Source organism: Mesorhizobium sp. LSJC280B00 (assembly GCF_000502835.1).
Classification (GTDB): Bacteria; Pseudomonadota; Alphaproteobacteria; order Rhizobiales; family Rhizobiaceae; genus Mesorhizobium.
Window position 1 is genome coordinate 316666 of record NZ_AYVL01000008.1, and the last position, 12829, is coordinate 329494.

13 protein-coding genes, 1 other RNA gene and 2 pseudogenes are annotated in these 12829 nt (G+C 62.5%); 8 read left to right on the forward strand and 8 right to left on the reverse strand.

Going from position 1 to position 12829, the window contains the following annotated elements:
* Positions 1-36: 36 nt before the first annotated feature.
* From modC to X773_RS53905, 5 genes are all read right to left on the reverse strand, one after another.
* Positions 37-1149: a molybdenum ABC transporter ATP-binding protein gene (gene modC, locus X773_RS53885; protein WP_023676698.1), complete on the reverse strand. Its 1113-nt coding sequence runs from the start codon at positions 1147-1149 to the stop codon at positions 37-39.
* A complete protein-coding gene (gene modB, locus X773_RS53890) occupies positions 1146-1850 on the reverse strand; it encodes a molybdate ABC transporter permease subunit (RefSeq protein ID WP_023676699.1) in 705 nt (234 codons plus the stop codon). Before modB ends, modC begins: the two co-directional genes overlap by 4 nt.
* Positions 1851-1865: 15 nt before the next feature.
* A complete protein-coding gene (gene modA, locus X773_RS53895; RefSeq protein WP_031211758.1) occupies positions 1866-2657 on the reverse strand; it encodes a molybdate ABC transporter substrate-binding protein in 792 nt (263 codons plus the stop codon).
* A gap of 286 nt (positions 2658-2943) precedes the next feature.
* Positions 2944-3738, reverse strand: a complete 795-nt coding sequence (locus X773_RS53900; RefSeq protein ID WP_023676701.1) for a thymidylate synthase — start codon at positions 3736-3738, stop codon at positions 2944-2946.
* Between the two features lie 113 nt (positions 3739-3851).
* Entirely contained in the window at positions 3852-4163 is a 312-nt protein-coding gene (locus X773_RS53905) for a DUF2853 family protein (protein WP_023676702.1), read from the reverse strand.
* A 162-nt stretch (positions 4164-4325) separates the two neighbouring features.
* On the opposite strand from X773_RS53905, the gene ssrA reads away from it, so the two are divergent.
* The 3 genes and pseudogenes from ssrA to X773_RS53915 all read left to right on the forward strand — a co-directional run bounded on the left by ssrA (position 4326) and on the right by X773_RS53915 (position 6248).
* Positions 4326-4681: a transfer-messenger RNA gene (ssrA, locus tag X773_RS74515) on the forward strand.
* A gap of 113 nt (positions 4682-4794) precedes the next feature.
* Positions 4795-5334: pseudogene (locus tag X773_RS53910) on the forward strand (AAA family ATPase).
* Positions 5335-5507: 173 nt separating this feature from the next.
* On the forward strand, positions 5508-6248 hold the full coding sequence (locus X773_RS53915; RefSeq protein ID WP_031211759.1) for an SDR family oxidoreductase: 741 nt from the start codon (positions 5508-5510) through the stop codon (positions 6246-6248).
* A 66-nt stretch (positions 6249-6314) separates the two neighbouring features.
* Here X773_RS53915 and X773_RS74520 read toward each other — a convergent pair.
* Positions 6315-7136, reverse strand: a pseudogene (locus X773_RS74520) (LysR family transcriptional regulator); the annotation flags it as partial.
* 101 nt (positions 7137-7237) lie between these two features.
* Positions 7238-8443, reverse strand: a complete 1206-nt coding sequence (locus X773_RS53925) for a multidrug effflux MFS transporter (protein ID WP_023676705.1) — start codon at positions 8441-8443, stop codon at positions 7238-7240.
* A 168-nt stretch (positions 8444-8611) separates the two neighbouring features.
* Here X773_RS53925 and X773_RS53930 point away from each other — a divergent pair, with 168 nt between their 5' ends.
* The 4 genes from X773_RS53930 (at position 8612) to X773_RS53945 (ending at position 10436) form a co-directional block, all read left to right on the forward strand.
* Positions 8612-9301, forward strand: coding sequence for a TetR/AcrR family transcriptional regulator (locus X773_RS53930; protein ID WP_023676706.1), 690 nt, complete (start codon positions 8612-8614; stop codon positions 9299-9301).
* Between the two features lie 134 nt (positions 9302-9435).
* Positions 9436-9972: an SspB family protein gene (locus X773_RS53935; protein WP_023676707.1), complete on the forward strand. Its 537-nt coding sequence runs from the start codon at positions 9436-9438 to the stop codon at positions 9970-9972.
* 18 nt (positions 9973-9990) lie between these two features.
* Positions 9991-10194, forward strand: coding sequence for a DUF4169 family protein (locus tag X773_RS53940; RefSeq protein ID WP_023676708.1), 204 nt, complete (start codon positions 9991-9993; stop codon positions 10192-10194).
* A 20-nt stretch (positions 10195-10214) separates the two neighbouring features.
* Complete coding sequence (locus X773_RS53945; protein WP_023676709.1) at positions 10215-10436, forward strand: ribbon-helix-helix domain-containing protein; 222 nt, start codon at positions 10215-10217, stop codon at positions 10434-10436.
* 3 nt (positions 10437-10439) lie between these two features.
* Here the strand turns inward: X773_RS53945 and X773_RS53950 are convergent, their stop codons facing one another.
* Entirely contained in the window at positions 10440-12233 is a 1794-nt protein-coding gene (locus X773_RS53950) for a chloride channel protein (RefSeq protein ID WP_023676710.1), read from the reverse strand.
* Between the two features lie 154 nt (positions 12234-12387).
* Here X773_RS53950 and X773_RS53955 point away from each other — a divergent pair, with 154 nt between their 5' ends.
* Positions 12388-12825 carry a helix-turn-helix domain-containing protein gene (locus X773_RS53955; protein WP_023676711.1) on the forward strand — a complete coding sequence of 146 codons (438 nt, stop codon included), beginning with the start codon at positions 12388-12390 and terminating at the stop codon, positions 12823-12825.
* Positions 12826-12829: the final 4 nt, after the last annotated feature.

Below are 12829 nucleotides of genomic sequence, written 5' to 3' on the forward strand. Positions count from 1 at the left end.
CGCTATTCCAAAACGATATAGCGAATCATCGGCCGTTCACTCATCCGCCTCGGCGGGCAGGCCGGCGCCGGTATTCGCCCGGTCGAAGCTCACCGTCTTGACCACGGCGAAGACCTGTCGACCAAGCCGAAGCCCCAATGTCTGCCGCGACTGTTCGGTGATGCGGGCAAGCACGGTTGCGCCATTGCAGTCGAGGCCAATCTCGACCGTAGGCCCTTCGCCCGGCTCTATCGCCACGATCGTGCCCGGCAATATGTTGAGCGCGCTGAGGCCAACCGGCTGCTCGGTGGCGATCATCACGTCGCGGGCACGGATGCGGACGCGCACCGGCGCACCGACTGGCGTTGCCAGAAGCGGCACCCGGATCTCGCCCGCCAATGAGCCTAGCACCGTCATGCCAAAGGCTTCGTCGTGGCGCAGAACCGCGGTATCCAGCACGGCACCGCCCTCGCCGCGCTCTTCGGCCGGCAATAGATCCAGACGCTGCATGATCGCTCCGGTCGGACCGGAAGCGGCGACCTTTCCTTGCATCAGCACCACGACGTCGCTCGCCAGCCGCGCCACTTCGGCGATAGAGTGGCTGACATAGACGATCGGGATTTTCGTCTCGTCGCGCAGCCGCTCGATATAAGGCAAGATCTCGGCCTTGCGCCCCTCGTCGAGCGAAGCCAGCGGCTCGTCCATCAGCAGCAATTTCGGACTGGCAAGCAGCGCCCTGCCGATTGCCACACGCTGCTTCTCGCCACCGGAGAGTTTTGCCGGCCGCCGGTCGAGCAAATGGCCGATCCCGAGCAGTTCGACCACGCCATTGATATCCGCGTAACGCTCGGCAGCCGGCGTGAACCAGCGGCCATAGCGCAGATTGCTCGCCACGCTCATATGCGGAAACAGCCGCGCATCCTGGAACACCATACCGATCCGCCGTTTGTGCTTCGGCACGAACAGACCGGCATCGCTATCGACCAGCACGCGGCCCTCTGCCGCGATACGACCTTTGTCGGGGCGGATCAGCCCGGCAATCAAATTGATCAGCGTCGTCTTTCCGGAGCCGGAAGGCCCGAACAGCGCAGTCAGCCGCCCGGCGCTTTCGAAGCGGGCATTGACGGTGAAATCGCCAAGCCGGTGGCTGATGTCGACCTGAACCGTCATTCGATGTCCATCCGCCGGCCGACGCGCCGCGCCAGCACTTCCGAGGCAACAAGTGCCGCCATCGAGATGACGATCGAGATCAGCGTCAGCCTGAGCGCGCCGGCGTCGCCGCCGGGAACCTGCGTGAAAGTGTAGATCGCCGACGGTAGCGTCTGCGTCTCGTTCGGAATGTTGGAGACAAAGGTGATCGTCGCGCCGAATTCGCCCATCGCCTTGGCGAAGGAGAGGATCGCACCGGCGATCAGGCCGGGCAGGATAAGCGGCAGCGTGATCGTGCCGAATACCCATAGCGGATTGGCGCCGAGCGTGCCGGCGGCCGCCTCGATTTTGCGGTCGACGGCCTCGATAGACAGCCGGATGGCCCGCACCATCAGCGGAAAGCCCATCACGCCGCAGGCGAGCGCGGCGCCAGTCCAGCGGAAGGAAAAAACGATGCCGAAATGTTCGGCCAGGAAAGCGCCGGCCGGACCACGCTTGCCGAAGGTCAAAAGCAGCAAATAGCCGGTCACCACCGGCGGCAGGATCAGCGGCAGATGCACCAGACCGTTGAGCAGCGTCTTGCCCCAGAACTGGCCGCGGGCAAGCACAAGAGCGATCAGAATGCCCGGCGGCAGGCTGGCAATCATCGCCACGGTCGCCACCTTGATCGACAGCCGGACCGCATTCCATTCGTCGGGAGCGAGATCCAGCAGCCAGTTCATGTGCGGTGCCGTACGTCAGTTGCTCGGCGCGAGGATTGTAAAACCTTGCGCCTTGAAGAGTTCGCCAGCCTTGGCGGATTGCAGGCATTTCAGGAATGCCGGGGTATCCCTGCTCTTCGAATCGGCAAGCTGGGCGACTGGATAGATGATCGGCGGATGGGTACCCGCGGGGAAAGTGCCGACCACCTTGACGCCAGGCTCCGCATGCGCATCCGTGGCGTAGACGATGCCGAGTGCTGCCTCGCCGGTCGATACCAGTTTTAGAGCGGCGCGGACATTCTCGGCCTGCGCCACCTTGCCTTCGACCGAAGACCAGGCACCGAGCGATTCGAGGGCTGCCTTGCCGTATTTGCCTGCCGGCACAGCTTTGACATCGCCCATGGCAAGTTTGCCGTCATCGACGAGCTTGGCAAGATCGAAACCCTTTTCGATCCTGGTTTCAACCTTGGAATCCCGCGGCGCAACCAGCACGATCTGGTTACCGAGCAATTTCACTTCGGTGCCGGGCTTGGTCAGCTTCCTGTCGGCAAGATATTTCATCCAGTCGAGATCGGCCGAGATGAACAGGTCTGCCGGCGCGCCGCTTTCAATCTGCCTGGCCAGCGCCGAGCTCGCCGCGTAGGAAATGGTCGCCGCCTCGCCGACATCGGCCTCGCAGGCCTTGTTGACGGCATCGAGCCCATCCTTCAGGCTCGCCGCGGCAAACACGACCACCTTGTCATCGGCATGGGCCGCCGGCACCGCGGCCATCAGGATGGCGGCGAGACCCGCGATGGCAATCGTCGTCGAACCTTTGCGCGCCAGCATGAAACTCTCCTCGTCTCGGAACGCCCGAAGCCGTCCATCGATATATCCATGTGAACATAACAAGGAAAGGCTCTTTACCGCCGACGGCATTCTGAGCTGAGGTTTTCCCGGCCTGCGATAATCTTCGTTGGATACAGCGGTACCGACGCCGAAGGAAATATTCACATGAAAATCAGCGACCAGGGATTGCGCGTCAAGTCGACGTCGGCCAATCAAGATGGATGCTGACAACGCCCGAGGGCGCAGCCGCAGTAGGCAATGTCGATATGCACGGTCAGCTATGGTGCTAGACCGCGATCGGCGCCTTGATCGTCGCGTCGGCGAAATAGTTCTCGAGCCGGAAATCCTCGAAGCGGAAGGCAAAGAGATCCTTCACCTCGGGATTGATCCACAGCGTCGGCAACGCCTTGGGCGTACGCCGCAATTGTTCGCGCGCCTGTTCGAAATGGTTCGAGTAAAGATGCGCGTCGCCGAGCGTGTGGATGAAATCGCCGGGTTTCAATCCGGTCACCTGCGCCACCATCAGCGTCAGCAACGCATAGGAAGCGATGTTGAACGGCACACCGAGAAAGATATCGCCCGAGCGCTGGTAGAGCTGGCAGGAAAGCTTGCCTTCCGAAACATAGAACTGGAACAGGCAGTGGCAGGGCGGCAAGGCCATGGCCTCCACCTCGGCCGGGTTCCACGCCGAAACGATCAGCCGCCGCGAATTAGGATTTTTGCGTATCTCCTTCAGAAGATTCGCAATCTGGTCGATGGCGCCGCCATGGCCGTCCGGCCACGACCGCCATTGTTTGCCATAGACCGGGCCGAGATCGCCGTTCTCGTCGGCCCACTCATCCCAGATCGAGACGCCGTGATCGTTGAGATATTTGATGTTGGTGTCGCCGGCCAGGAACCACAAAAGCTCGTGGATAATCGACTTCAGGTGCAGCTTCTTGGTGGTGGTGACCGGAAAGCCGCGGGCCAGGTCGAAGCGCATCTGGTAGCCGAATACCGAGCGCGTTCCGGTGCCGGTGCGGTCGCCGCGATCAGCGCCGTTTTCCAGCACATGCTTCAGAAGGTCGAGATACTGGCGCATCGGCTCCGGTCCGATTCGGGTTGTCAGCCATCATAGCCGAATGACCGTCGGCCGAACACAGCAAAGCGAGACGATTCCAGCAGAAGCCTCACCAGCACCGGCGGCCAGGTTGCTCAGAGCGAGCCGAGCATGCCCAGATCCTTGGCGACGAGGTAATAGAATGTCACCCGGCTCTTGCTGTTGTCGGCCGCCATAGCCTTGCAGGTCTTTTCGATAGCCGCATCCGCCTTGGCACCGTCGGTGACGCCGAGCTTGCCGGCGACCCAGCTGTTCCTGACGCGCTTCAGTTCCTCCGGGTCGGTGCAGGACACCAGCGAGGAATCGCGGTTCCTGAGCGCGATGCCCAGATGCTTGACGATCTTGGCGACCGCGTCGGCATCCGCCGCCGCATCATACTTCTTTACGTCTGCGAGATAATCGGCCATCGAATTTCCCCTCGTCGGCGCCACGGGATCCGGTCAATGAGGATTGTGGCGCGCTGCCGCAAGTATGCGCTAGGTCTCCTCACCGCCACAAAGCTTCGGTTGAGACCGGCTGCAAGTCAACCCCTTGATGATCCACTTTAACACGGACGAAAGTGGCATTCCGGCCTTTCATTTTCCACCGTCAGTCCCTATATTCGCCTCGTCGGCTCGACCGACTATGGCGATAAACAGGCGATGAAATAAGCCGTTCGGACCCGGGGGCGGTACCCGGCGCCTCCACCAAAAACCGCTGCTCAGGAGCGGCTTTTGCTGGGGGCGAAATAGGATCGACGAAGGTGTAAAGATCGTACTTTTGCCCGGCATTGTACCACCGTTATCGGGCTAAACTTATAGTTGCCAACGACAACTATGCGGAAGCACGTCTCGCCGCGTAAGCGGTGCGATAGCTTCAATTCAAGCCCTAGTGGTTCGCACTTCTAGGCGGGGTTCGGAGGTACCTGGCAACAGAAACCTCCATTTCTCCCTCTCGACATATGCAGAAGCAGGCCCCGCCGGCCGGGCTTTCATGTGCCCTGACGGGTCCAAAAAATCCCTGTCTTCATACTTCCCCCATCCAATCCATGGATCAGAAATGCGAAACGATTCCAATCGGTTTTTCGTGCTGACCGGCGGTCCGGGCTCAGGCAAGACAACATTGATCGACTCTTAAGGTGGCAGGCCTCGCAACCTCGGGCGAAGCCGGGCGCAGCATCATTCACGACCAATTGGCGATAGGCGGCAAGGCCCTGCCCTGGCGGCTCTGTTCGCCGAGTTGATGCTGTCTTGGGAGTTGCGCTCCTACCGGATCGCGGGCGAGCAATCCGGCCTGGTCTTCTTCGATCGCGGCGTGCCGGACACTCTTGGCTATCTGCGCCTGACCGGGGTGCCGGTTCCCGATCACGCCACGAATGCCGCCCGACGCTTCCGCTATGCCAGGCGCGTCTTCGTCGCGCCGCCATGGCCAGAAATCTTTCGGCAGGACAACGAGCGCAAGCAAACGATGGACGAGGCTGAACGCACCTTTCACGCACTCGTCGCCGTTTACACGGAACTAGGCTACGAGCTGGTGCCGCTGCCCTTGGCGCCCGTCGAAACGCGGCTGCGGTTCGTCCTCTCCGAGACAGCGTCGTAGCGAAGCGCCGCAAGCGACGGTTTTGCGAAAGCCCAAGGGCCTCCCATCATCGGAACCTCCGATGGCAGCATTCGTTTCTTCCCGTTTCCCTTCTTCCACGCCTTTGCGGGACAAGGCCTCAGTTTCTCGCCGCGTGTGGTCATGCCCGGCGAGCTGCCTCATGGAGAGATAAGATGAACCAGGAAACCACACCGAAACACGAACGCATCCTGATCGTTGGCGGCAGTTCCGGCATGGGGCTGTCGCTGGCCGAACAGCAGCTTGCCGCCGGCGCCGAGGTTACGATCGTCGGCCGCTCCGAGGACCGGTTGTCGGCCGCACGGCAGCGCGTGCCTCACCCCGAAAGGCTGAGGACGATCGCAGCCGACGTCACTAGCGAGGACGAGGTCCAGCGCCTGTTCCAGGAGGTCGGCACGCTCGACCACATCGTCTCGACCGCCGCCGACGTCACCGGCGTCTATGTATTGCTTCCCGAGATGGACATCTCGGCGGCGCGGAAAGTGATGGATTCCAAAGTCGTCGGACCGCTTCTTCTTGCCAAGCATGGCGCGCCTCGTCTGACGCCTAGGGGATCGATCACGCTGACCTCAGGCATCGCCGCCTATCGTCCGGCGGCGAAAGGCTCGGTGGTGGCAGCCGTTAATGGGGCACTTGGCTCACTCGCCTACGCGCTTGCCGTCGAACTGGCGCCGATCCGCGTCAACGTCGTTTCGCCGGGCTGGGTCGACACGCCGATTTGGGATGCCGTCGTCGGCAGCGGAAAGGTGGCTGCGCTGGAGGCCATGGCAAAGCGTCTGCTCGTCGGCCGGATCGGCCAGGCAACCGACATTGCCCAGGCCATCACGTCCCTCATGCACAACGGCTTCATCACCGGAACCGTGCTTCATGTCGATGGTGGCCAGCGGCTGGTCTAGTGACGGCCAGACCTCGCGAACCATTGCGAGGAACAGCCGCATGACCGGCGCTTGAATGCGCCGGTGGCGCCATACCATGATGACCGGCGTCACCGGGCTGCTTGCGACCCAAGGCAACACGACAACATTGGCGTCAGCCGCGGAAGCCACGAGACGCGGAACCAGCGCGCATCCAAGACCGGCTGCGACAAGGCCCCGTATCGCACCCATGCTGGCGAACTCGCCGACGAGTTTTGGACGGTCAGGCAACGTTGCGGCAAACGTTTCGTCGAACATCCGCCTATAGACGCAACCGGGCTGGGTCACGAGGAAGGCCTCGTCAGCCAGGTCGTCGGGCGTCATGGCAGAATGTCCAGCCAATCGGTGATTTGCCGGCATTATGGTGACGAGCTCTTCCACTGCCACTTGCTCGCTTCGCAGCTCCGGCGCCGCCGCCGGGACGGCTCCGAAATGGAAAGATACGTCCAGCGCCCCGCTTGTCACGCCGGCACGCAACCCACTGCTATCGTCCGCCCTGAGGTTCAGTTTCACATCGGGATGGCGCCGATGGAATTCCGCCAGCAGAGCTGGCAAGCGTGTCGAGCAAAGCGTCTCCAGGCCGCCGACAGTCAGGCGACCGGCAACCGTGCCGCTCGCGTCGGCGACTGCGGAACGGGCTTCGTCCGCGAGGTCGAGGAGATCGTTTGCGTAGTCCAGCAGGCGTTGTCCCGCCGCCGTCAGCTTCAAGCCACGCCGTGACCTGTCGAACAGCGACGTGCCTAGATCGCTTTCCAGCGCCTGGATCTGTTCGGTCACGCTCGATTGGGCAAGATGAACCCGCTCGGAGGCGCGTGTGATGTTCAAGGTGGTGGCGACCGCCACGAAGGTTTTGAGATGTCGAAGCTGCATGTCCTGAACCCGTCATATAGGCATAGACTGCTTTGAACCGGGACGGCAAACGTGAAAAGGCCGGGAACATCGCCCGGCCTTTTTGTCTCGATAGGCGAAGTTTACTCCGCCGGCGCTTCCGCGACGTCCCGGCTGCGGCCGAGCGTTATTTTGGCCAGTGTGAAGGAGATCGCCGCGCAGAGCGTGATGCCCGCCACCATCGGCAGCGGCGTGCCGTCGAAAAACACGCCGGCGACGCCCATGGCGACCGCGCCGATGGCGAAGTGCAGCGTGCCCATCAGCGCCGACGCGGTACCCGCGATCTCGCCATGCTCTTCCATGGCCAGCACCGACGTCGTCGGGATGACCAGGCCGAGAAAGCCGTAGCCGATGAACAGCAGCGCCGCCATCACGTCGAGCCGGTCGACACCCGATGCCATCACCGCGAACAGCACCACCATCGTCGTCGCATAGCCGGTCACCGCGACGCGCACCACGCGCTGCAGCCCGAACCGCTCCGACAGCAACCCGGTCAGCTGCGACATGCCGATAAAGGCAACCGCATTGATCGAGAAGAACACGCTGTAGACCGAAGGCGACAGGCCATAATGGTCGATCAGGATGAAGGACGAGCTCGACAGATAGACGAAGAAGCTCGCAATGCCGAAGCCGGCGATGGCCGTCAGGCCAAGGAAGTTGCGGTCGCCCATCAGGAAGCGGTAGCCGGAAAGTGCCGTCCCGAAGGACGACCCGGCGCGCTCCTCGACCGGCCGTGTCTCCTTGAGCGAGGTCGCCAGCAGGATGGTGGCGAGCACGGCCGCGCCCGTCACCGTCCAGAACACGGCGCGCCAGCCGAAATTCTCGATGATCTGGCTACCGGTCAGCGGTGCCAGGATCGGCGACACCGAAAACACAAGCATCAGCAGCGACATCAGCTTGGCGGCCTCGGTGCCGGTATGCAGATCGCGCACGATCGCGCGCGGCACGGCCATGCCGGCGCTGGCGCCGAGCCCTTGCAGGAAGCGGAAGGCGATCAGCCATTCGATCGAGGGAGCCAGCGCCGAGCCGACGCCGCCGACCATGAACAGCGCCAGGCCGCCGTAGAGTGGCAGCTTGCGGCCGACCATGTCGGAGATCGGTCCGACGACGATCTGGCCGAAGCCCATGGAAAGAAAGAAGATCAGCAGGCTCATCTGCACCGCGGCAGTGCCGGCATGCAGATCCTCACCGATTGAAGGCAGGGCCGGAAGATACATGTCGATGGCAAACGGGCCGATCGCGGACAACAGGCCGAGCACGACCGCAATGCGGAGGAATTTGGCGTTCATGATAGCAGGCTCTTTCGAATTCTGGTTGCCGCCGAGGACCGGCGTATAACCCTAGGACGTTCCATCCCGTGGAGTTCCGACTCTTCTGCGGAACGAAACCCCCTTCGTGCAAGTCCACAAATTTAGACAGGCTTGTCTAATTCGTCAACCACCTCTATATAGTTTTGCATGAAGGCCAACGTCTCTCCTGACATTTTCCCGCCGCGAGGCCACGAGGCCAAGCGCATGTCGATTGTCGATACCGCCGCCTCGGTCTTCTGCCGCGAAAGCTTTGCCGGTGCCAATATCGACATGATTGCCGCCGAGGCCGGCGTCTCCCGCCAGACCATCTACAATCATCACGGCGACAAGGAAAAACTCTTCGTTGCCATCGTCCGCGACCTCACCGAACGTTGCAATGCCGGCATCTTTGCCACGATTTCCACTTTTCCCGATCAGCCGAAGGATCTCGAGGCCGACCTCATCGCCTTTGCTGTGCGGATGAACCACAACTGCATCTGCAACCGCGACGGCAAATTCCTGCGCAAGCTGATCCAGACCGAGGGCGGGCGCTATCCCGAGTTGTTCGCCGAATGGCGCGAAGAAGGACCGGGCAGGACATGGCCAGCGATCGCCGCCCGCTTCGCCCGCCTCGCTCATGCCGGCTTCCTTGACATCGACGATCCCGATGTCGCAGCGCGCCAGTTCATGGCGCTTGCCAATGCCGAGTTGCAGACGACATTCATGCTCGGCGGCACACCGACCGAGGACGAGGTGGTGCAGTCGGCGACAAATGGCGTGCGCACCTTCCTGCGCGCCTTCGGCAAGCGGCAGCCTATGGCCCGGGCAAGCAAACAGGGCGCGCTCGCCAGCGCTTGACGATCAAAGCCGTTTGACGATCAAATCGTCGCCAATGGGCTTCGCTTCCGCACGCCGGCGATCTATATCCGGTTTACGCCGCGCTCAAGCTTGATTACAGCTATCAGGACGATTCAACGGAACCCGACAGCCACATGGCCGACGACCACATCCGCTACGACATTCTGGCCCAGGAGGCGTTGCGCGGCGTCATGCGCAAGGTCCTGGCCGAGGTCGCGCGCACCGGTCTCCCGGGCAACCATCATTTCTTCATCACCTTTCTCACCGGCGCGCCGGGCGTGCGCGTGTCGTCGCGGCTGCGCGAGCGCTATCCCGAACAGATGACCATCGTCATCCAGTTCCAGTATTGGGACCTGAAGGTGAGCGATACCGGCTTTGAGGTCGGGCTGTCGTTTTCCGACGTGCCGGAGAAACTGGAAATCCCGTTCTCGGCCGTACGCGGCTTTTACGACCCGTCCGTCAACTTCGAGCTCGAATTCGACGTCAAGACCGATACCCCGGCGGAACAGGAGACAAAGGCCAAGCCTGCTCCCGAACCGCTGGCCATCGTCGCCGAGAAAAAGCCCGAGACGAAGAAGAAAACCGCCGAGGCGGAAAAGAAGCCTGCCGCGGCCGACGCCGGCGCCAAGGGCGCCGACGTGGTGTCGCTTGACGCCTTCCGCAAGAAGTGACCCGACGGGCGGCGTGACATGGCCGAGATCGTCAATCTCCGTCAGGCACGCAAGCAGAAGGCGCGAGCCGAGAAGGAGCGCCTGGCCGAACAGAACCGGGCGCTGCATGGCCGTTCCAAACCCAGCCGGGATCGCGACCGCCTGATCGCCGACAAGGCCGATAAATTCGTCGCCGGCCATCGCCGCGAAAATTCGGGCGATTCGGACAAATCCGATGCTTGAAGTGTGAGTAGGATCGTCTCGTGAGCCCGGTGGAAAAGCGCTCGGTCACCATTCGCGGCCACCGCACCAGCTATTCGCTCGAAAAGCCTTTTTACGACGAACTGGGCGCCATCGCGGCCGTGCGAAAACTGACGCTCGCCGCGCTTGTCGCCGAAATCGACGAGAGCCGCCCGCGGGATGCCAATCTCTCCTCGGCGCTCCGGCTCTATGTGCTGGATTGGGCCAAGCGCGGCAAGTTGTAGCCTTCAGGCAACGCTATCCTGTTTCCTGCGCCGGATACGGAAGCCCAGCAAAGCCGAGCGGTCGCGTTCTTCGGCCTGTTTCTTCGATCTGACGCGCATCAGGTCCTTCCAGCCGACATAGCCCACCAGCCGGGCATTTTCTCGCGTGACGACCGGCAAATGGGACACGTTCGCCATCAGCAGCTTGTCGGAGAGGCCCTCGAGATACTCATCCGGATAGGCCAGCGTGACCTTGCTGCCGGCCAGCAGTTCGCCAAGCGGCGTCGTGCGGTGCTTGCCGGCGCGTCTCCAGCGCAGGATCGCCGGCGGGTCGATGACGCCGAGCACGTGGCCTTCTTCATCGACGACCGGAAAGCTCGGATGCCGCGTCTCGGGTGTGGTCAGGAACGCTGCAGCGCCATGCAGCGTCATCGTCGCCGGCACGCTTTCGACCTCGCTGGTCATCACCTCGCGCACCCTGGTCAGGGCGAACGGATCGACACGGTATTCGCGAACCATGTGATGCCCTCGCCTTGCGATTTTTTCGGTGAGGATCGAACGCTTCATCAATAGCACGGTCACCGCATGCGCGGTGGCAGTCGCCGCAATCAGCGGCACCAGGACATGGGTGTTGCCGGTCAGTTCGACCGCAAAGAAGGTGGCGGTCAGCGGCGCACGCATGGTGCCGCCCATCGTCGCCGCCATCGCCAGCAGTGCCCAGCAGCCCGGATCCGCGGCCGGCAGGAAGCCGGCGAGGACCGCGCCCATCGCCCCGCCGATGATCAGCAGCGGCGCCAGCACACCTCCCGACGTTCCCGAGCCGAGTGCGACCGACCAGATGATCGCCTTCACCACCAACAGGGTGAGCGCGGCGGTCGCTATCGTGCGGCCATCCAGCATGTCGGCGATATTGTCATAGCCGACGCCGAGCGCCTGCGGCTCGATCAGCCCGCCAATGCCGACCACCAGGCCGCCGAGCATCGGCCACCACATCCAGTGGATGGGCAGCTTCTGGAAACCGTCCTCGCAGGCATAGACCATCTGGGTCAGCAACCCCGATAGCAGCCCGGCTGCCATGCCGACCAGCACCCAGCCGGCAAGGCCGGGAAATGAAACCTCCATGCCGCCCTGAAACGGGAAGATCGGCCCCGGCAGATGCAGCATGGTGCGCTCGACCTCGGCAATGATCGAGGCGACCGCCACAGGAATGAAGCTGCGCGGCGTCCATTCGAAGAGCAGCAATTCCACCGCAAGCATGATGGCGGCGATCGGCGTTCCGAACACGGTGGTCATGCCGGCCGCCGCACCCGCCACCAGCAGCGTCTTGCGTTCATTGTCGCTGACCGGCAGCATCTGCGCGATCAGCGAACCGATGGCGCCGCCGGTCATGATGATCGGCCCTTCCGCGCCGAATGGCCCGCCGGTACCGATCGAGACCGCCGACGACAACGGCTTCAGGATTGCCACCTTGGCGTCGAGCCGCGAGCGTCCGAGCAGGATCGCCTCGATGGCTTCGGGAATGCCATGGCCGCGAATCTTTTCGCTTCCGAAGCGAGCCATCACACCGATGATCAGTGCCCCGATGACCGGAACAAATACCGAGGCATAGCCAAGCGGCGTATCCTGCAGTTTCAGGTCGGCGAGCGTGAACTGGCCAAAATAGGCGATGTTCGTGGCAAGCCGGATCAGCTTCAAAAGGGCAATGCCGGCAAACAACCCCGCGGTCGCAACCACCACCGCTATGCCGGCAATGAGCAGCACCCGGGCATCGGTGGTAAAATCGCGCAGATGGCCGGGGTTGGCGTGATCGGACTTCATTTGCAAACCTTGCTTTCTGGCGGCGTGCCGACTTGCGGATGGGTCGCTGGCCGTGCCACCGAAGATGGCGGGCACGAGCCATGTTGGTGCGCTCTGTATCGTAACACGATATAAATGTTCAAGGCCCGTTTGCGGCTTTGTCGGAAAGGAATCGATGGCAGACACTTCGAAGCCACAAAAGCGCGGCGCAACGATCGGGCCGGCCGACTACCAGAGGCTGTCCGAATTTCGTTACCTGATCCGCTGCTTTCTCGAATTCAGCCAGATCCAGGCGCAGGAAGCCGGCCTGACACCACGCCAGCATCAGGCCCTGCTTGCAATCAAAGGGTTCCCCGGCGGAGGGCCGGTGACCATTGGCGACCTCGCGGAGCGCCTGCGCATCCGCCATCACAGCGCAGTGGAATTGGTCAACCGTCTTTGCGAAGCCGGGCTCGTCGCGAGGGACCACGACGAGGAGGACCACCGCCGCGTGCTGCTGCGGCTGACCGAGCGCGCCGACGACAGTCTCGCCAACCTGTCAGCCGCTCATCTCGACGAACTCGGGCGGATCGAGCCGATGCTGAAGCGCTTGCTTGCTGGACGCGACACATAAGGGA

Coding starts and splice junctions, on each gene's coding strand:
- modC (WP_023676698.1), bottom strand. CDS start 1,149: ATGACGGTTCAGGTCGACATCAGCCACCGGCTTGGCGATTTCACCGTC.
- modB (WP_023676699.1), bottom strand. CDS start 1,850: ATGAACTGGCTGCTGGATCTCGCTCCCGACGAATGGAATGCGGTCCGG.
- modA (WP_031211758.1), bottom strand. CDS start 2,657: ATGCTGGCGCGCAAAGGTTCGACGACGATTGCCATCGCGGGTCTCGCC.
- X773_RS53900 (WP_023676701.1), bottom strand. CDS start 3,738: ATGCGCCAGTATCTCGACCTTCTGAAGCATGTGCTGGAAAACGGCGCT.
- X773_RS53905 (WP_023676702.1), bottom strand. CDS start 4,163: ATGGCCGATTATCTCGCAGACGTAAAGAAGTATGATGCGGCGGCGGAT.
- X773_RS53915 (WP_031211759.1), top strand. CDS start 5,508: ATGAACCAGGAAACCACACCGAAACACGAACGCATCCTGATCGTTGGC.
- X773_RS53925 (WP_023676705.1), bottom strand. CDS start 8,443: ATGAACGCCAAATTCCTCCGCATTGCGGTCGTGCTCGGCCTGTTGTCC.
- X773_RS53930 (WP_023676706.1), top strand. CDS start 8,612: ATGAAGGCCAACGTCTCTCCTGACATTTTCCCGCCGCGAGGCCACGAG.
- X773_RS53935 (WP_023676707.1), top strand. CDS start 9,436: ATGGCCGACGACCACATCCGCTACGACATTCTGGCCCAGGAGGCGTTG.
- X773_RS53940 (WP_023676708.1), top strand. CDS start 9,991: ATGGCCGAGATCGTCAATCTCCGTCAGGCACGCAAGCAGAAGGCGCGA.
- X773_RS53950 (WP_023676710.1), bottom strand. CDS start 12,233: ATGAAGTCCGATCACGCCAACCCCGGCCATCTGCGCGATTTTACCACC.
- X773_RS53955 (WP_023676711.1), top strand. CDS start 12,388: ATGGCAGACACTTCGAAGCCACAAAAGCGCGGCGCAACGATCGGGCCG.